General features: G+C 46.5%; 18 protein-coding genes. 13 read left to right on the forward strand and 5 right to left on the reverse strand.

All coding sequences use genetic code 11. The annotated features are described in order from the left end of the window. Window positions 1-65 precede the first annotated feature (65 nt). The 6 genes from WC647_16440 (at window position 66) to WC647_16465 (ending at window position 7,583) form a co-directional block, all read left to right on the forward strand. Window positions 66-815: a YebC/PmpR family DNA-binding transcriptional regulator gene (locus tag WC647_16440; protein MFA6223896.1), complete on the forward strand. Its 750-nt coding sequence runs from the start codon at window positions 66-68 to the stop codon at window positions 813-815. Between the two features lie 88 nt (window positions 816-903). Beyond that, window positions 904-1,389, forward strand: a complete 486-nt coding sequence (gene ruvC / locus WC647_16445) for a crossover junction endodeoxyribonuclease RuvC (GenBank protein ID MFA6223897.1) — start codon at window positions 904-906, stop codon at window positions 1,387-1,389. Further along, window positions 1,386-1,982 carry a Holliday junction branch migration protein RuvA gene (gene ruvA / locus WC647_16450; GenBank protein ID MFA6223898.1) on the forward strand — a complete coding sequence of 199 codons (597 nt, stop codon included), beginning with the start codon at window positions 1,386-1,388 and terminating at the stop codon, window positions 1,980-1,982. The genes ruvC and ruvA overlap by 4 nt, the downstream gene beginning before the upstream one ends. A gap of 60 nt (window positions 1,983-2,042) precedes the next feature. Continuing rightward, window positions 2,043-3,383 (forward strand): FAD-dependent oxidoreductase, encoded by a 1,341-nt coding sequence (locus WC647_16455; GenBank protein ID MFA6223899.1) that lies wholly within the window; start codon window positions 2,043-2,045, stop codon window positions 3,381-3,383. 589 nt (window positions 3,384-3,972) lie between these two features. Next, the gene (locus WC647_16460; GenBank protein MFA6223900.1) at window positions 3,973-5,187 is read left to right on the forward strand and encodes a radical SAM protein; all 1,215 of its coding nucleotides are present in this window, start codon (window positions 3,973-3,975) and stop codon (window positions 5,185-5,187) included. 623 nt (window positions 5,188-5,810) lie between these two features. Further along, a complete protein-coding gene (locus WC647_16465) occupies window positions 5,811-7,583 on the forward strand; it encodes an AAA family ATPase (GenBank protein ID MFA6223901.1) in 1,773 nt (590 codons plus the stop codon). Between the two features lie 90 nt (window positions 7,584-7,673). On the opposite strand, the gene WC647_16470 is transcribed toward WC647_16465, so the two are convergent. The 4 genes from WC647_16470 to WC647_16485 all read right to left on the reverse strand — a co-directional run bounded on the left by WC647_16470 (window position 7,674) and on the right by WC647_16485 (window position 12,004). Continuing rightward, window positions 7,674-9,005 carry a hypothetical protein gene (locus WC647_16470; protein MFA6223902.1) on the reverse strand — a complete coding sequence of 444 codons (1,332 nt, stop codon included), beginning with the start codon at window positions 9,003-9,005 and terminating at the stop codon, window positions 7,674-7,676. A 233-nt stretch (window positions 9,006-9,238) separates the two neighbouring features. Beyond that, window positions 9,239-9,502: a hypothetical protein gene (locus tag WC647_16475; protein MFA6223903.1), complete on the reverse strand. Its 264-nt coding sequence runs from the start codon at window positions 9,500-9,502 to the stop codon at window positions 9,239-9,241. A 121-nt stretch (window positions 9,503-9,623) separates the two neighbouring features. After that, window positions 9,624-10,163 carry a 2-oxoacid:acceptor oxidoreductase family protein gene (locus WC647_16480; GenBank protein ID MFA6223904.1) on the reverse strand — a complete coding sequence of 180 codons (540 nt, stop codon included), beginning with the start codon at window positions 10,161-10,163 and terminating at the stop codon, window positions 9,624-9,626. A 2-nt stretch (window positions 10,164-10,165) separates the two neighbouring features. Further along, entirely contained in the window at window positions 10,166-12,004 is a 1,839-nt protein-coding gene (locus tag WC647_16485) for a thiamine pyrophosphate-dependent enzyme (GenBank protein ID MFA6223905.1), read from the reverse strand. Between the two features lie 97 nt (window positions 12,005-12,101). Here WC647_16485 and WC647_16490 point away from each other — a divergent pair, with 97 nt between their 5' ends. Beyond that, on the forward strand, window positions 12,102-12,383 hold the full coding sequence (locus tag WC647_16490) for a hypothetical protein (protein MFA6223906.1): 282 nt from the start codon (window positions 12,102-12,104) through the stop codon (window positions 12,381-12,383). Window positions 12,384-12,401: 18 nt separating this feature from the next. Here the strand turns inward: WC647_16490 and WC647_16495 are convergent, their stop codons facing one another. Further along, window positions 12,402-13,217 (reverse strand): PIG-L deacetylase family protein, encoded by an 816-nt coding sequence (locus WC647_16495; protein MFA6223907.1) that lies wholly within the window; start codon window positions 13,215-13,217, stop codon window positions 12,402-12,404. 190 nt (window positions 13,218-13,407) lie between these two features. Between WC647_16495 and hemB the strand changes: the two genes are divergently transcribed. The 6 genes from hemB to WC647_16525 all read left to right on the forward strand — a co-directional run bounded on the left by hemB (window position 13,408) and on the right by WC647_16525 (window position 18,943). Continuing rightward, a complete protein-coding gene (hemB, locus tag WC647_16500; protein MFA6223908.1) occupies window positions 13,408-14,397 on the forward strand; it encodes a porphobilinogen synthase in 990 nt (329 codons plus the stop codon). A 3-nt stretch (window positions 14,398-14,400) separates the two neighbouring features. Beyond that, a complete protein-coding gene (locus WC647_16505; protein ID MFA6223909.1) occupies window positions 14,401-15,474 on the forward strand; it encodes a radical SAM protein in 1,074 nt (357 codons plus the stop codon). Beyond that, window positions 15,468-16,097: an MBL fold metallo-hydrolase gene (locus WC647_16510; protein ID MFA6223910.1), complete on the forward strand. Its 630-nt coding sequence runs from the start codon at window positions 15,468-15,470 to the stop codon at window positions 16,095-16,097. The genes WC647_16505 and WC647_16510 overlap by 7 nt, the downstream gene beginning before the upstream one ends. Before the next feature lie 739 nt (window positions 16,098-16,836). Then, on the forward strand, window positions 16,837-17,934 hold the full coding sequence (gene dnaJ, locus WC647_16515; GenBank protein MFA6223911.1) for a molecular chaperone DnaJ: 1,098 nt from the start codon (window positions 16,837-16,839) through the stop codon (window positions 17,932-17,934). Then, window positions 17,931-18,419 (forward strand): HyaD/HybD family hydrogenase maturation endopeptidase, encoded by a 489-nt coding sequence (locus WC647_16520; GenBank protein ID MFA6223912.1) that lies wholly within the window; start codon window positions 17,931-17,933, stop codon window positions 18,417-18,419. The genes dnaJ and WC647_16520 overlap by 4 nt, the downstream gene beginning before the upstream one ends. 113 nt (window positions 18,420-18,532) lie before the next feature. After that, window positions 18,533-18,943 (forward strand): cytochrome c3 family protein, encoded by a 411-nt coding sequence (locus tag WC647_16525; GenBank protein MFA6223913.1) that lies wholly within the window; start codon window positions 18,533-18,535, stop codon window positions 18,941-18,943. Window positions 18,944-19,044 lie beyond the last annotated feature (101 nt).

Here is a 19,044-nt window from a genome sequence, read left to right on the forward strand (position 1 = left end):
CAAATATATTATAGTAATGTTATCAAAAATGTGTGAACTAAAACCGTGATCGGAGGGTTGTACGGATGTCAGGCCACAACAAATGGAGTACCATTAAACATAAGAAGGGCGCTGCTGACGCGAAAAGAGGCAAGATTTTCTCCAAAATCATTAAGGAAATTTCAATTGCCGCCCGAATGGGCGGCGGAGACGCTGATGGCAATCCGCGTTTGCGCACGGCTCTTAATGCCGCGCGCATGGCTAATATGCCTAAAGAAAATGTCGACAGGGCGATCAAAAGAGGTACAGGTGAACTAGAAGGCGTGAATTATGAGGAGATAACCTATGAGGGTTATGGTCCAGGCGGGGTAGCTGTCCTTGCCGAAGCCTTGACCGACAACAAGAATCGAACCGTCGCCGAGATTCGGCATATTTTTGACAAGTACAATGGGAACCTGGGGGAAACTGGTTGTGTAAACTGGATTTTCGAGAAAAAGGGCATGATTGTAATACCGTTGACAGGTCTTACTGAAGATGAGGTGATGGAACTGGCCCTGGAAAATGGGGCTCAAGATGTGAGCGTTGAAGAAGACACATTTGAGATCACTACCGAGCCCACTGATTTTGAAGGTGTACGTAAGGCAGTTGAGGACAAAGGATGGAAGATTGAAGTTGCCGAAATCACCATGATTCCCCAGAACACTGTGAAACTTGAAGGCAAAAAGGCCGAACAAATGCTCAAGATGATGGACACCCTAGATGATCACGAGGACCTGCAAAAAGTCTACGCCAATTTTGACATTTCCGAAGAAGAGATGATGAAGCTCTCCGCATGATTTTGCAATATATGGTAATTAAGGGAAAAGAGCGCACAGGGTGCGTCGATGGTAACATACAAATTCTGTATTTCCGGAGGCTCCGCGCTTGTTAATACTTGGGGTTGACCCCGGAACAGTGACTACGGGATACGGGATAGTACGTAAACGAAACCCCAGTCCAGTTTTTGTAGCCGGTGGAATTATTCGTCCTGGGGCAAGCAAACCGCAGCCCGAAAGACTTTTGGTCATACATACGGCTCTGGACAAAATTATTAGCGAATTTCAGCCATCAGTGATGGTTGTCGAATCGTTGTTTCACTCTGTAAACAGCCAAAGCCTCATCAAGTTGGGACAGGTTCGAGGGGTCATTCTGTTGCTTGGCGCATCTCATGGAATGGATGTATTTGAATACAGCCCACGTGAAATCAAACGCGGAATCACAGGGTACGGCCAGGCCGACAAGACGCAGATGATATACATGGTAAGGAAAATATTGAGAATCGATGATCTCAAGTCTCCTGACCAGGCGGATGCTCTTGCTATGGCCACTTTTCACGCCCACTCTCATATTGCGGATAAGGTAGCAACATGATTGCCTGTCTCAGAGGCCCATTGATTTTTAGAGGGATAAACAGGGTAATAGTCGATGTGAATGGAGTCGGCTACAATGTTTATGTTTCCCTGAACACCCTGGAATCGTTACCGGAAAAAGATGAGGCTCTACTGCACGTCTACACTGCTTTTAGAGAAAATTCTCTTGAGCTTTACGGCTTTGCGACTGAAGATGAAAAGTCTCTCTTTGAGATGCTGTTAACTGTTTCCGGTATTGGTCCCAAAACTTCGTTGACCATATTGTCCGGCGTTACTCCTGATGGATTTAAGCAGGCCGTTTTTGAGAAAGACCTGGCCAAACTAAGTTCTATTCCGGGTATTGGCAAAAAATCGGCTGAAAGGATAGTGGTAGAATTAAAAGAGAAGATAAAAGTCGCTCCTGTAAATTCCAAGACACTACTGACCAGCAATCAAGGGACTAGTCTCCAGGAGGATCTGACATCATCCCTAATGAATCTTGGCTACCGACAAAAGATCGCCTCTGAAACAGCGCAAGAAGTTCTTAAGAGGGCAGAATCCGGCATATCTTTGGAGCAAGCCGTCAAACTGGCCTTCAAAGAACTCATCAAATAAATTGGATAACCTCGCACACTTTCCCCAGGGTGGAGTTTTTTCAATAAAGGAGAAATAGCCATGAAATTTGTGGTCATCGGAGGAGACGCCGCAGGAATGAGCGCAGCTTCGAAGGCAAAACGCAACCGTCCAGACCTCGAAGTAATAGCTCTTGAAGCCACTGACGATGTTTCCTATTCTGCCTGTGGAATGCCCTACAACATTGCGGATTCTGCTCGCTCGATGGATGATCTGGTTGTACGAAAAGCTGATGTTTTCAGGTCTAAACAAGGCATAGATTTGCGCACCTCACACAATGCTCTCAAGATCAATAGAACCGATAAAACAGTTGTTTATGAAACCAGTAATGCTCAGACTGGGGAGATAAAATATGACAAACTATTGATTGCTACCGGAGCAAGACCGATTTGGCCCGAAATTCCGGGTATAGACCTCGACGGTGTTTTAGTATTGAAGTCACTTCAAGATGGTAGAGCCATAAAAGGCTTCCTTAACAAGACATCGGCTCGAAGGGTCGTTATAATTGGTATGGGTTACATCGGACTTGAGATGGCTGAAGCATTTCATTCGAGAGGCATGTCTATCACAATGGTGAAACCCGCCCCAAGGTTTCTTGCTTTCATGCCGGAGGAAATGGCTGAGATTGTAAAACATGAACTCTCTGACAAAGGCATTGAGTGTCTTCCAGGCGTTGGAATTAAATCCGTTGATGTCGATGGATCCGGACTAAGAGTTGGAACCACTTCCGGGGACATACCAACCGATCTAGTGTTGGTGAGCGTAGGTGTTACACCTAATTCAGAATTGGCCTCTGACGCGGGTCTGAAACTTGGTCCAAAGAAATCTATAGCCGTTGATCGAAAACTGATGACGTCGGACCCCGACATTTTTTCAGCAGGTGACTGCGCAGACGCTTTCCACATAATTACCGGGAAAAGGGTTTGGATTCCGTTGGCTCTCAGGGCAAACCGAGCTGGTTGGGCTGTCGCTGATAATGTTACGGGGGGAAATGTTGAGCTACCCGGGATAATGGGTACCGCAGTATTTAAAGTGCTCGATCTGGAGGTGGCTAGAACTGGACTTAGTTTTGAGGAAGCTTCATCTGGAGGCTATGACGTGGTCCAAGAAATGACTAAGAGTCGTTCCCGAGCTCATTCTCACCCCGGGAATCAAACTATTTTCATCAACCTGGTGGCGGATCGTAAAACTGGCAAACTGCTGGGGGCTTCAATGGTCGGGAAAGAGGGAGTGGCTCATCGAATCAACTCTGTAGCGGTCGCGTTGCATGCGGGGATGACGGTTCAGGAATTCTTCCAATGTGATATGGCTTACGCTCCACCATTTTCGCCCGTCTGGGATCCTTTGCTTACAGCGGCAAATCAGATTTTGAAAAGGTTGTAACGCGCAGTTTAATACGCTGACATGTAACGTGATACTAAATATCATGACATTTCTTTCCGTATAAACGACATGCCATGATTCTATGATATGTGTGATTTGTATAATAATATTAGGAATTTGTAGCTAAGTTTTGTTGACTGCCTCTACTTCGCAATCTATCATCCTCTCAGATACTAGAATAACATGTAGGAGGAAACCATGAAGATCAAGAAGGTAGAGAAAGTCTCTAAAGGCCTTTGCAAGTGCAAAAGCTCTTGCTGAATTCTGAATGTGGTCTAGGGTAACCCTCTGAGTTCATGACTAATAAAACTGACAGTTCAGAGGATTGTGTCTGTAAGAAAAATTGTTTTTATTACAAACCGGATCGAAAAGAAAAGGATCGATGCCTGGGCTATACTCTGGCGCGAATCCTCATTAAAACAAGGCCTCAGTTAATTTTGGAATCAGATTCTGAGGCCTTTAATCCAACCTTCAAAAAAAACTGCTGCTCGATCATGTCTGCAGACCCTGCCCATTTTATATTGACGATTGTGATTTCACTTCCTCCAACACACCGAAGGACTGTCTTCCGTGCTGTGGCCTTGTTTTTTTGTCAAAAAGCCTGGCAAAAGGCCTAATTGGTGAACCGGATCTCAGACTGGCGAACCTGTCTTCGTTGGGAGAGTCAGCCTATGTTTCTCTTTCCTCCGACACCGCCGTCAAAAGGCTGGAACAGGATTATATCTATCAAATAGGCTGTGACGAACTCTATGAGATAAACGCTGAAGCTCTGGATTTTATATCGAAATGTGATGGGTCCGAGACGGTTACAGATCTTTCTCCTGATAGTGACTTCCTTCAGTTTTGCTCTTCGGAAGGAATCCTGGATTTCACAAGAACCCCGTTTAAAAAATCTATTGCAGTGGGTAAAGCGCCATCACCCTCTCTTAGATATCTGGAATGGTTGGTCACTTACCGGTGCAATCTTACTTGCGCCCATTGTTATCTGGTAGATGAGAATTCTGAAGAATTCAGTCCGGAATTAATTCATCCATTATTGAAAGAGTTTTCTGAAATGCAGGGACTGAGGGTTCTCGTAAGCGGCGGCGAACCTACTTTGTACAAACATTTCGAACTCTTGAATGAGGCTTTACCCGAATATCCATTTCGGGTAGTTTTGTTGACCAATGGGTCCAACTTGAACCGGGCCATGGTCTCGCGGCTAAATTTTCATGAAATTCAGATCAGCCTGGATGGAATGGAAGAGGGACATGACGCGATTCGGGGAAAGGGGGCTTTTCGAAAGGCTACTCGAGGAATGGAATTAGTTAGGGAAGCGGAGATTGATTTATCTGTTGCCACGATGGTTCATCGGCTTAATCTGGATGAGTGGGACAGCATGAAGGATTTGATGGAGTCATTGGGCGCAAGAGAATGGAATGTGGACTACCCGTGCAGTAAAGGGCGTTGGACCCGACATGCTGAGTTGAGCGTTCCGTTTGACATAGTAGCGGAAAAGATGAGATACGCCTTCGGAGGTTCATATCATGGAACGTCGCCGGGATGGACCTGCGGACGCCATCTTACAGAAGTGACTCCATCAGGAGATGTGTGCAGATGCGGACTGTTTCCAGAGGTCCGGTTGGGTTCGGTCAGGACCGGCCTGGCGGAGGCATGGAGCCGGGTGAACCATATCCCTATAGCTGAGACGGCTTGTAGTGGATGCCGTCATGAGGATGCGTGCGGGGGCGGCTGCCGTTTCAGGGCAGAATCTATAAACGGTAAAGACAAGGTGATGTGCGCATTCCATAAAATTGGAACCTAACAACTGGGAGCGTTATCGCTCATTGAGATATTGCCCTTTGCGGACCTTAATTCGATATTGTTCTCTTGCTAGAATTCCAGCGCTAAGACTTACCGGCGCTGTGAGAAGATGTCGGAATTTTGAAACACTTGCTCATGACAAATCAATGAATAAAGATCATGCCTGAATGGATTCTGACGGTTGTTTATTAGCTACGGTCTAACACGGACTCGCACCCATGCTTGACATCTTGGCTTTTCAGATTGTGATACGATTCTTAGGAACTGACCCCTTTCGCTACTAAATATGGTGGATGCGTGCAAAGGAATTCTGCGTAAATCAGGGCAAAAAATAATTCACGCCAAAACAGACAGAGAATGTGGTAATGACCAACCCTCATCCTGCCTCATCTACTTTTTTGTTGCGGGAACCTCCGAATATTTCACGTCTAATCTTAATGGGCTCTGATGAAACTACTGTTCATAAGTTGACAATAAAAATAAAGATCAATAGTGCTTATCTTCACTTATACTTGACAAAGTCGCTGTGTAGCCAATTGACTATCGTGGCCGCACTGCATATATATTACCTCAATACGGCGGAATATATTTGTTCACTACGCCAAATTCGAAAGGGCGACGCTCATGGATCCAAAAGACGATATACGAGGAACTAATTTGCCGGATCCGAAAGAAATCGAAAAAGAGATAAACGATTTCTTGGCGGATAAATACGGTAACCGAATAAGAATAATGGGCACTCAACTAGGACCCTGGCCTGGAACTGAGGAATCGGGACAAGGACAAATCCCCGCAACAGAGATTAAGTCGGGAAATATCCGGTTCGATATGAAACCAGCGGAACTCCATGAATACCTGGATCGTTTCGTTGTTCGACAGAATGTGGCCAAAGAAATTCTTGCAACCAAGATTTGTACTCATTTCAACCGGATAAGATACTTTCAGGAACACGGCGATACTTACGATCGCGAGGGAATTGGCAGGATAAAGAATAATATAATCCTGATCGGTCCTACCGGGGTTGGCAAGACCTATCTCATCAAGTTGATCGCCAGGAAGATCGGGGTCCCTTTTGTAAAGGGCGACGCTACCAAGTTTAGTGAAACTGGCTACGTGGGTGGCGATGTGGAGGATTTGGTGAGGGATCTCGTTCAGGAAGCCGATGGTGACATGGAACGAGCGCGATACGGTATTATATACATAGATGAAATTGACAAAATAGCATCGTCCGGGAACATAATCGGACTGGATGTTTCAAGATCCGGCGTTCAGAGAAACTTGCTCAAACCCATGGAGGAAACAGAGGTAGACCTTAAGGTCGCTCATGACCCGGTTTCAATGATGGAAGCGGCCGCTCACTTTCAGAAAACGGGCAAGCGACTAAAAAGAACGATTAACACGCGAGACATTCTCTTCATCGTCTCCGGCGCATTCAATGGACTGGATGAGATAATCAGCGGGAGACTATCCAGGAAAGGGCTAGGCTTCGGAGCTTCCCTCAAGGAGAAAGACAACAGGCTTGAACTGTTCAACCAGGTGAAATCGGAAGACCTTATTACGTTTGGTTTCGAATCCGAATTCATTGGCAGGCTACCGGTAATAGCTGTATTGGAAGACCTCAGTGAAGACGACCTGTACAAGATTCTCAAGAATCGATATTCATCAGTAGTCACAGCAAAGAAACAGGATTTTAAGTCTTATGGAATTGATATCCGGTTTACTGATGAGGCGCTCAAGATTGTCGCTGAAGAGGCTCACAAGGAAAAGACAGGGGCAAGAGCTTTAATAAGCGTCATGGAGAAAGTCCTGGTCGGATTTGAACGCGTGCTTCCATCTACGGACGTGGCACGATTTACCGTTACCGAAGAGCTTGTAAAGGACCCCAGACCGTTTCTAAATTCTATCTTGGATGACGAATTCCATCCGTCTCGCTGCGAAATTTTTGATGAGGTTGACGCGTGCGAACGTAATGAGGTGTTGAGAGATCTTGAGACCCGGAATAGTGAATTCGAGCAAGGCTTCGGAAGAATCCTCGAGAAAAAAGCGCTCGAAGTTGTGGTAGACGCTGCGATAGAAAAAGGTGTTTCTCCTGAAACCATGTATAGGAGGTTCATTAAGGTTGAAAGGGAGATACGAGGATTTGAAGATGAATTCCTAAGGACTTACGGTCTGAAGATCAGGTTTCTCGATGAAGCTGTTTTAGAACTTGCCAGGTTGTCGTTAAGAGGTTCAGAGGAACCATTGATTGTTTGTCGGAAGATTTTTCAAAACTATCATCATGGACTGAAATTGGTTATGGAGCGCACCGGTTCACAGGAATTCCTAATTCCTGAGGAGGCGGTCCAAAATCCTGAGAAGTATTTGAATGAAATGATTCAACAAACTTACCGAGCATAAAAACAGGGATAATCCAAGAACAAAAAAACCGGTGGTCATGATTATGACCACCGGTTTTTTGTTCTAACCAAGCGGCTTTTTAGAGGCCCACTATTCGTCAATTCCCCGTTGTTTGTTATTTTCCCACATGCTCCGCTGATTTGGGACTGGGCCAGTAGTTGGAGGAGAAAAAATTTCCTTTAGCGTACCCCAGAAACCTCCAGAACTCTCCTGTTGTGGTTGAGCTTGAGGTTGAATTTGCAGAGGGGTGGCTTGACCGGGAGGAATAGCCGAAGGAGCCATTTGAGACGCAGCGGTATTAACTCCAGGGGAGGTCGGATAGCTCGGTTGGGTCTGACCCGGGCTGTAGCTAGCGGCGGGCATGCTCTGAGGATAGTTGGGCTGAGTCTGCGCCGCCTGTGGGTACTGCATAGCCTGTTGAGGAATCGTTTGTGGCTGGGAAGCGAGAGCGGGCTGACCTCCCTGATTTTGCCTCGCTGCATCCTGGGCGACACCCATCAGGTCATAGTATCTCTGTTGGGCTGTTCTCAAACCTTCATAAGCCTCGCCCACCGCCTTTTTGTGATATTCGTTCTGCAGTTCTTTCTGTTTCTGCTCCTGTTCCTTCAATTTTTGCTGAGCCGCCACGTACATTTGTTGTGTTTGCTGAAGCTCTTGCATGGCGGTTTGTTGCTGGGCGGCTAGTTCCGCTGCTCGTTGCCGCGCTACAGCTCTATCATAGGCCTTTTGTTGAGCCGCTTGTACCGAAGGATCGGATCCGTAAGGTGGGGGAGTCTCCTGGTTAACCGGTGGTTGCTGTTGCTGGCCATACCCAGGTTGTCCATAGGCCTGTTGCCCGTATTGCTGTTGTTGTTGAGGATAGCTCGGATACTGTCCGGCGCTCTGTTGAGGTTGCTGCTGTCCGTAGTAATTTTGCTGAGGTTGGTTGGCGCTAATGGCCGCCGACCTTTGTTTCTTTGAAGATTTCTTGCCATGGCTCGCCTGCTGTTGAACATTCGGCGCAGGCGCCTGGTAGGTTTGATAAGAAGGAGCTGCCGCTCCTGGCTGATATCCCTGCTGCTGGGAGGCGCCGTAATAGTCCTGAGGGTTATAATACATTCCTGATTGACTGGTAACTTGAGGCGACGTCGCGTCGCTGGCCGGATTGGCAGGATAGTAGCTAGTTACCGGCGCGGAATTTCCGTATGCGCCGGTGACTGAATAATAACCGCCCTCACGTTGAAGATTATCCAAATAATTGTTCCAATAGGGATAATACGCCTGCGGCATCGGGGCATTTTGCCCACTGTCTCCGGATTGCATTAATGAAGATGTGTTGTAGTCGTAATTAGCTTGAGCGTGGGCCGATTGCAACGACCAACTGGCCATCAAAAAAGCTAGACTGAAGGTCCCTGTCACAATAACCCGTATTTTATTCCGCATGACGCTTCTCCTTTCGGAACAGGCGAAAGATATCAACTCAGAACGATGGATAGTCATCGAGTTGGAGGAGCTTGAATTGATCAATCCCCTGCATGAAACCACCAAGATCTTGACACTCTTATTATACTTTCTTTTGTTAGAAAATCAAATCAAAAAAGGTTCCAATACAGATTAAACCCATATAATGTCAACCAGATGTTAATAAAAATTAATAAAATAAATTAAAAATATCGCTACTTAATCACCTTGAAAAGGCTCTTGGAAGGCTTAAAAGGGGTTTTGGGGCCATTGCCTTTGATTCTATCATTAAAAATCTTGTTCTTAACTCTTACGGAACTTATCATAAAGTATACTATTATTGAACGCTCCCAATCCTTAGAGGCCGAGAAATCGGCGACCTTTTTCAAATACTTTTCCTGAAGAGAGGCGAGGGAAGCCTCGTCTATGTCTAGTATCCTATCCGCCAGTCCCAACAAAACATCCTCGATATTCACCATAGGCCTCCGAAATTTTACGCCCACAAATATTCTATCACTACCAGCAATTTGAATCCATCAACCTCTGGGTACACAGGAATCATTTTCCGGAACTGCAGTTTCTCCAAATCCGCTGAATGTTTCAACCCGTAGAACCGCCAGTTGTCTTCATGGCGGATCCAACTTTAACTCCGGCGTCAAGAGCTTTAATATTATAGTTGCGTACAGACTCGCGAGGGTCTTGTGAAAGTCTTGCTCGGATGTCTTCGACCGAAACCTCCAGATTTCCCAAGAAGGCCGAGAAGCCTAGCAAAACAACGTTTTCGAGTTGTATCCTCCCAATGGAGCGCGCTATCCGAGCCGCATCTACCCTAAATAGACCAGACTCAGAAGCGACTGGGGAATTCTCAAAAACGACCCCACCCTCTTTGAGAAATTGGCGGTTATTTCCGGTTTCCAGCATATCCATAGACAGCAAGTAATCAGCGTGGCCCCATCTAACCAGCGGAGACGAAAAAGAGCCGATTTTCAAATGGCTGTTTATAGATCCCCCCCTAACAGCCATGCCATGTGTCTCAGAAGAAATGACGTCAAGTCCCTTGCGTGTCGCTATGTCGCCGAGTAATCTGGTCAGGAATACGATGCCCTGACCACCCCGTCCACAAAGAATCATCTGAATCATGTTTATATTCCCCATACCGAAATTGCTTTTGAGGGACAAACTTCAACGCAGAAACCACACCCTGCGCATAAGTCAGGGTCAATCCGAACGTTCTTGTTTTGTTTCACAAAACTGATCGCTGGGCATTCAAGATCCCGAACACATGTCATACATTTGTCGCAATTTTCTCCAACTTGGAACTTGGTTTTCGACACTGCGGCATTTTTCGAACGGATACAGGGACGACGAGTAATTACTACTGAAACACCAGCTTTCTTCTCGTGAGAAAACGATTTTGCCGCTTTCAACGTGTTCTCAAGGGCATGATAGTCATATGGATCAACCGCCTCTAGAAATTCGACGCCGCATCCTCTAATCAATCTTTCCATATCTATCGGAACAGCCTTCGACCCGTCGGCCGTTAAAGCGGTGGCTGGGGTAGGCTGTCCCCCAGTCATGGCTGTGATATTGTTGTCCATGAGAACAAGCACGAAATTGGCGCCTGTGTGCACGGCGTTTATCAGGGCCGGGACTCCGGCGTGAAAAAAGGTGGAGTCCCCTATAGTGGCTACCACTAATTCACCATCTTGTCCTTGTTTGGCTGCCTGGGCGAATCCGCAAGCCATTCCTATGGAAGCCCCCATACAGAGGCATGTGTCAACCGCTCCGAGGTTTACCCCCAGCGTATAGCAACCGATATCTCCAGCGTAAATTGCGCCATTAAATAGTTTTTTGATCATGAAAAAAGCTGGTCTATGGGGACAGCCCGCGCAAAGAGAGGGTCGTCTCACTTTGAGGTTTGGGGCCTCAAAATCTTTTGGTTTGAGCCCAACAAATCCGGAGATGATCCTCTCAACAGCCTCTGGATCAAGCTCTCCCTGTCGTGGGACGGCGCCGGACATTCTACCCTTGACCTTGGTCCGATTGCCTATCTGTAATTCCATAACCGGATATGTCTCCTCCACAATGAGAGTCTCTGTTTTAGAGTCCACAAGGGACTGCAACGCAGAGTGATTCGCCGGATAAGGCAGGTCCACCTTATATACGGACAGTCCACTCATCTTAGCCTCTGACGAAACGACATCCCTCACGTGGGAGGATACGGAGCCGCTTGTTATAACTATTCTTGAAGATTGGGAATCGCCGGCGATTAGTTTGGGGAGAGCGAAAATTTCCGTAGAGCTTATAGTCTCAATCTTCCGATTCAGTTCCCCATGTAGCGCTAATCTAAATTTCGGGGTTGCGGCCCATCGAGTCCAATTCTTTTCAAATGCCCCGATATTAATCTGGCTCCGTGGATGTGAAATCGTAACGTTTTGTCTTGCGTGGCAGACTCGCAAGCATGGTCGCAACATGACGGGAACCTGATATTTTTCAGATAGGTCAAAGGCTTTAATGGTCATTTCCAACGCTTCAGCGGGTGACCCAGGATCGAACACAGGAACCTTCGCGAACCAAGAGAAAAAACGACTATCCTGTTCAGTCTGACTCGAATGAGGTCCGGGATCATCAGCTACAATTATTACTAGTCCACCGCGAATGCCTAGATACGCAGCGCTTGTAAATGGGTCGGAAGCGACATTCAATCCCACCATCTTCATAGCGACTGCGCATCGTTTGCCAGCGAGAGACCCTCCATAAGCCACTTCAAAAGCGACCTTTTCGTTGATAGACCACTCCAGGTATATGGAACTTTTTAGTTCCGTTTTCCACCTGACCAGTGATTCCATAATCTCTGATGATGGTGTTCCGGGGTAAGCGGTAGCCAAAGAGCATCCAGATTCTATGACGCCCCTTGCTATGGCCTCGTTGCCCATAAGGAACCTATTCAAGACGGCTGATTCGTTTTTTGCGTCGCTCATTTAGAACTTCCTGTTTTAGCGCTGATTTGAAAAAAGATTGTTCCACCAACATAATATCATAAATACCAAGTGTTCAAGTCTTTCAGGGGAGGGGATCATGAAAACCTTATTGAAAGTTGTTGTGATCACGATTGTTGGCTTGTGTTTTGTAAGTGAGGCCCCTGCTCAGGGAGGCAGAACGATTTATGTGGTATGCGGAAAATTTGTGGCCGAGAAGAACTGCCACAAGCGATCGGATTATTTTCGTACGCGGTCTGAAGATGAAGCTAAAACTAAATGTGGCAAAAAAGGATACAGTGAAGCCAATTATTTTGGAACCTTTGGTTCGATGACTAGATGGATGTTAGGTCATTGCGCCTGCGACGATGATGTTGATTAGAGTGGCTGTGAATAGCCCTTAATCGGAACTATCCTGATCGAAAGTCTGAAATGTTCGGGTTCTTTTTACTGATTGCGAAAAATCACTAAAGCGGATCTTCATGAAGGAATTGAACCATCTTTCATAATTAAGCTTTCCCACGTGAGGTGGTAACGAGTGATCCCGAGTTTTGGGACATTTACGATAGGGCTCGCCCTGTGTAATTAACTTCTTCCTTGATCTAGCCAAAAAAGCCGGAGCCATGTACATCCACTGGCTTGAATAGACCCTCATTATGCTAAATTTGCAATCAACCTCTGACGAATCAAGAGGTATAAATAGGGTTGCCGGGCCGCCTGAAGGGAAAGCGTTTATTCTCCACCGCCAGGACCAAAACGGTCCTGTTCCATTGTAAAGAGGAAACTCAAAAATAGGAAAATCCAACATTGATCTAAATCTCGACTCGTAGACAATAAAATTCGCAGCGTCGTGATCTGGGTGTCCTCCTTCAAAAGCCGTAACAAAAACATTGTCTGGTTTGAATCTAACGAATACCTCTTTTAAGGCCACCGCTGCCGAGTCCAGAGATCGCATTAGCCCTAGATCCGCGAATCGTAGCAGCTCACAGCGGTTTTTCTTGAGGCCCAAAATTGACGCTGCTGATCTCAATTCAGCCTCTCTACGTTCCTGCCCCCCCAGAAACCCGCCGCTGGTAAGCCAAACACCCAATACTTCGGAGCCTGTTGAGATTAATCTGCGCATTAAGCCCGAAATAAAAACATCATCGTCCGGATGAGCGAACACGAACGCGCTTCGCTTCAATTTGTCTTCATGGTTGAATCCAGTGTGGTCCAAGAGCAACTCTCCTTCTCTGTTTTAAATGGTCAAGACGGATCAGCGCGTTCGATCTGCGCCGTAAAATGTCTCCTTGAATTATATATTCAGCGTACCGCCACAACAAAAGGGAAATAAATGCGCTTACGTTGACACTGCGCCAAGCAGCTACTATAAAATGTCTGGAACTATAGTAACCACAGGAGTAATCATGCGCTTCCCGGAATATAGACCAAGACGGCTGAGAAAAAATGAGGCATTTCGAAGGATGATCCGCGAAACCTCTCTCGATGTTTCTAACTTTATCCTTCCCCTCTTTGTGGTCGAAGGAAAGGGGATAAAAAACCCCTTGGTGTCAATGCCGGGACATTTTCAATTTTCTCCGGACACCTTGGTAAAGGAAGCTCGTCTAATTGCGGAAAGTGGAATTCCTGCGGTAATTCTTTTCGGAATACCGTCTCGAAAAGACGCTGTCGGGTCACAGGCCTACGCTCGCGAAGGAATAACCCAAAAAGCCATCAGGAGTTTAAAAGACGCAATTCCGGAATTGATGGTAATAACTGATGTATGCTTGTGTGAATACACGGATCATGGGCACTGTGGAATCATTTCCAACCATGATGTCGACAATGATCCCACGTTGGATATTCTTGCCAAGGTTTCGATTTCTCATGTTCAGGCGGGCGCGGATATGGTCGCTCCCAGTGACATGATGGACGGTAGGGTTTCAGCCATTAGAGAGGCTTTGGATGAGTCTGGCTACGAATCTGTCCCCATTATGGCCTACTCCGCCAAGTACTGCTCAGCTTTTTATGGCCCTTTCAGGGACGCGGCCCAGTCCGCTCCCCAGTTTGGCGATCGCAAGTCCTATCAGATGGACCCGGCCAATTCTGACGAGGCGCTGCGAGAGGTCGAGTTGGATATAGATGAAGGAGCCGACATTGTCATGGTAAAACCTGCCCTGTCATATCTCGACATAATCTGGCGAGTAAAGACATCCTTTAACAGGCCAGTCGCAGCGTACAATGTCAGCGGCGAGTACTCTATGCTCAAAGCCGCCGCTCAAAACGGTTGGGTCGACGAGAAAAGATGTATGTTGGAAATATTGACTTCAATAAAGAGGGCAGGCGCTGACCTCATAATAACATATCACGCTCTCGAAGCGGCCAGGGCTCTTCAGGGCGGCCCATTTAAGAGGTAAAATTTGCGCCCTTTTACGTTAAGACTGGTAGCGTGGGAGATGACAAGGCAGTGCAACCTCAAGTGCGTGCACTGTCGAGCTGGAGCCTCAGACGTAATTGATTCCAACGAGCTTACCTTCAGCGAAAGCATAAAACTGATAGAAGGGGTTAGGGAGCAAGGCACGCCGATACTTATTATGACCGGGGGCGAACCTTTGCTTCGGAAAGACTTTTTTCAATTAGCGGACCATGCCATAAAAACAGGCTTGAGAGCCGTTCTGGCTACTAATGGCGCGCTGGTGTCACGCGAAATGGCTGGAGAAGTCGCTAAGGTGGGAATTCCAAGAGCGAGTGTAAGTCTTGATGGTCCTACGGCAAAAGATCATGATAAGTTTCGTGGTGTCCCTGGGGCGTTCGAAGCTTCTTTAAATGGAATCGAAATGCTAAGGTCCGCTGGGGTAGGCGTACAAATCAACACAACTCTGACAAGGCGAAACCGACATCAACTCTCTGAGATGATCAAGCTGGCGGAAGAACTTCACGCTTCAGCATTCCATGTTTTTCTGCTCGTACCGACCGGTCGCGCTCGAGACCTGTCCGGTGAGGAGATGGGCCCTGAAGAATATGAACAAACTCTCCTCGAATTCTATCAAATCGGCAGAAAGACCAAGCTGGAAACAAAAGCTACGTGCGCACCGCAATATTATAGAATATTGAGACAACAAGCCGCCCGGGAGGGGATCGAAGTCAGCGAGAATACATTTGGACTCAACGCTCAAACCAGAGGCTGCCTCGGAGGATTATCGTTTGCCTTTGTTTCGCATGTGGGTGATGTTCAACCGTGCGGCTATTTTGATGATAAGGCTGGCTCGATCAGGGAAAATAGTTTTAGTCACATCTGGTTGGAATCGGAATTGTTTAAGGAGTTGAGGAATTTTAGACTGCTTGAAGGCAAATGTGGCAAATGTGATTACATTCGCTTTTGCGGAGGGTGTCGGGCTAGAGCTTACGAACGGACCGGACGGCGGATGGCAGAGGAGCCATACTGCGCTTATCAGCCTTCGGCGTTTACTAAAAATGGGAGTGGTTCATGCTAATAGAACAAATTCAAATTGGTGGTTTTGAAATCTTTTGTTACGTGCTTGGCGACGAAAAAACTGGAATTGGAATAGTTGTAGATCCAGGAGGCGCTGCGGGTCCGATTCTTAATAGAGCCAATGGAAAAGGGATAAAGCAAATAACTCACATTGTAAATACACATAGTCACGTTGACCATGTCTCGGGCAATAAAGAAGCTCAAGAAGCTACCTCCGCCGCTATTGCAATTCATGAACTGGACGCTGCGGATCTGACTCACCCCAATTTAGGCATGCTCGCAATGTTTGGAGCTGAGCCTTCACCTCCACCATCGATACTGCTTAAAGACAATGACATAATAGCGTTTGGAAATGAGTCGGTCAGAGTAATTCATACTCCAGGTCATACTCTTGGGGGAATATGCCTTTATTTTGATGGTCATGTCATTACCGGGGACACTCTTTTTGTCGGGGGCATCGGTAGAACCGATCTTCCCGGAGGGTCTTACGAGACACTCCGCAAGTCTATCAAGGAACGGCTCTTTACTCTACCGGACGAAACAATCGTGCTTCCAGGGCATAATTACGGGACCACGCCGACTTCGACCATAGCAAGAGAGAAAAAAGAGAACGTCTTTGTCTAATTGTACAGATGTTTTTTGTTGACACTTGAGGAACGGTTGCCAAATTTCCCGACGTCCGCCTTCTTTGATCTCACGAACGAGGTCAACCATGTTACTAATAGGATTGATTAATTTCGTAGCGGTTTTACCCACATGCTCGGCATGACAACAATCACTCCCGCCTGTTGATGGTAATCCCAATTGCATACACGGCTTGGCAGCGAGAGCGATCTGCCGGTTGAAATGCTTTTTCCGAAATTGTGACGTGTTCCGGGAGATTAATGCGTAAATGCGAAAATGGTATTGAGTGGGAAGATCGTTTCTCAATCGTGAGAAATATACTGAGAAACTTCGGGAAATCATTAGAATACGCCAGGAAAAGCGAGAAAGAGTATTAAGCTTACTTTGTGAAAAATAAGTCACCGAGGTTTATGTACAAATGGAGGCCTGTTACAGACACCCGGGTCGTCCGGGAATTTATTATTGTCAGAAGGATGGAAACCGCATGTGTGAAGAATGCGCTTGTTGCCACAGCCCGAGAATTTATTGCCAGTTTCGAAGCGCATGCGTCATAAGTATGTTAACCAAACAGGGCGAATTGACGCCTTGTGAACAGGAATCCGAAAGGAAGCCTGACGTGGAACCGGAGAAAATTTCAGTACGAGGGTGACAATTGAGTTCAACGTGCACATATGTACAGATTGGCAATATGCGGTAGTTCGTGTTTAGCCGATCAAATAATTCTGTCTGAGTTAATACTATGACCAAACGAGACTATTATGACGTTCTTGGTGTCAGCAAAGGTTCAGGAGCTGACGAGATCAAGAAGGCCTACCGTAAACAGGCTTTGCAATATCACCCGGATCGTAACAAGGGTGACAAAGACGCGGAGGAAAAATTCAAGGAAGCGGCTGAAGCATACGAAGTGTTGAGCGATGTGGAAAAAAGAAAAATCTATGATAGATTTGGGCACGACGGGCTACAACAGCAAGGCTTCACGGGATTTAGGAATTTCGACGACATCTTCTCATCCTTTGGAGACATTTTCGAAGAGTTTTTTGGATTTGGTGGTGGTCGATCGAGAATGAATCGTGTAAGGAAAGGGGCTGATCTTAGGCTCGACCTGACGATAGACTTTTTGGACGCCGCTTTTGGTAAAGAAACTGAAATTGAGATATCCAAACATGAGCCGTGTGAACTGTGTCACGGTCTAGGCACTCGTGGTGGTTCACCTCCCTCCGTATGCTCAACTTGTGGTGGAAGAGGGCAAGTCACTAGGTCTCAAGGATTTTTTTCTATTAGCACCACATGTCCAACATGCCAAGGGGCTGGGACTGTGGTGACGGACCCGTGTGAAAAATGTCGGGGTGTTGGCAGGGTGTTGATTTCAAAGAAACTTTCTTTGAAGATTCCTCCGGGTGTTGAAAGCGGGTCACGTCTGCGACTTAATGGAGAAGGGGAATCTGGCGACGCTGGCGCTCCTGCTGGTGATCTGTACGTTTATTTAAACGTGAAACCTCACGAGACATTTAAGCGTGAAGGTGACAACGTAATTGTCCTGACTCCTATCAGCTTTCCCGTAGCGGCGCTAGGAGGCCAGATAGATGTTCCAACTCTTGAAGGAAATGAAATGATTCAAATCCCAAAAGGAACTCAGGCGGGTCAGGATTTTAGAATTCCGGGGAAAGGTATTCCTCACCTTCGTGGACGAGGGAGAGGTGACCTTATTTCTGTGGTATATATCCAGACGCCCAAAGAATTAGGTCAAGAACAGGAAGATCTTTTGAGGCGACTGGCTGAGCTTGAGGGATCGAATGTAACGCCTAAGAAACGAGGTTTTTTTTCCAGAAAAAAATGACAGATAGAATAACTGTTCTAGGGATAGGTAACATACTTCTTCGTGACGAAGGAGTAGGGGTGCGCGTAGTTGAAGAACTCGGAAAGACCTACATTTTTCCTGAGAATATCCATCTCGTTGATGGGGGCACCCAGGGATTATGGCTGCTATCAACAATTCAGGAATCTGACCACTTGGTTGTAGTGGACGCAGTGATAGGCGGAGGGGAACCAGGTAGCCTTTACAGACTTGAGAGGGCGGATTTACCAAAAGGATTGAGAATAAAGCAATCAGCGCATGATAGCGATTTGGTGGAAGCTCTTAACCTTTGCGCTCTTGTGGACAAGGAGCCCAAAACAGTAGTAGTAATCGGCATAGAACCTGTTGACATAACTCCTTATGGACTGGAGCTTACGGAAACTATCAGTGGTAAAGTAACCGCCATGATGGCGATGGTCATTAGCGAGCTGGAAACTCTTGGCGTGAAACCGGAAAAAATTGTTTGAACGGCATTATAAACTGTGTTAATTTGAGTATATCGCGTCTCGCGAGAGACAAGATACCGTGTCTTTGGTTGTTTTGTGGCGGTATTTTTTTATAATGTGTTGGAGGCTAAATAATGGATATCAGAGGGAAAATCGCTGTTTGTGCGCTGATAGTTTTCTCAACCATCCTGTTCGCTGGAATGGCTGTTGCTGCCAACAAGGTCCCCGAAGGAGACATAAGTATTCACTCTGGAGACGTTTTTAAGGAATTCAAGCAGGGCCCTGTCATTTTTCCGCATGCCAAGCACAAAGCTCTTAAATGCACAGATTGTCATCATGAGTACAAAGATGGCAAAAACGTTTGGCAAGAAGGACAAGAAGTCAAGAAATGTAGCACATGCCATAAACTCGAAGCTGATGGTAAGATTGTGAAGCTGGAAAAGGCTTATCACGACGCTTGCCAAGTCTGTCACAAGAAATTGAAAAACGAGAATAAACCTACTGGTCCGGTTACATGCGCGAAGTGTCACCAGAAAAAGAAATAGTGGACCTGATCTAACAAACTTTTCGACAATTTTGCTATAAGGAAAGAGGGTTGTTTCATTATGAAGCGGTCCTCTTTTTTTGTTTGTTAATATTCTGTAAA

This window comes from Desulfomonilaceae bacterium (assembly GCA_041662605.1).
Taxonomy (GTDB): domain Bacteria; phylum Desulfobacterota; class Desulfomonilia; order Desulfomonilales; family Desulfomonilaceae; genus CAJBEZ01.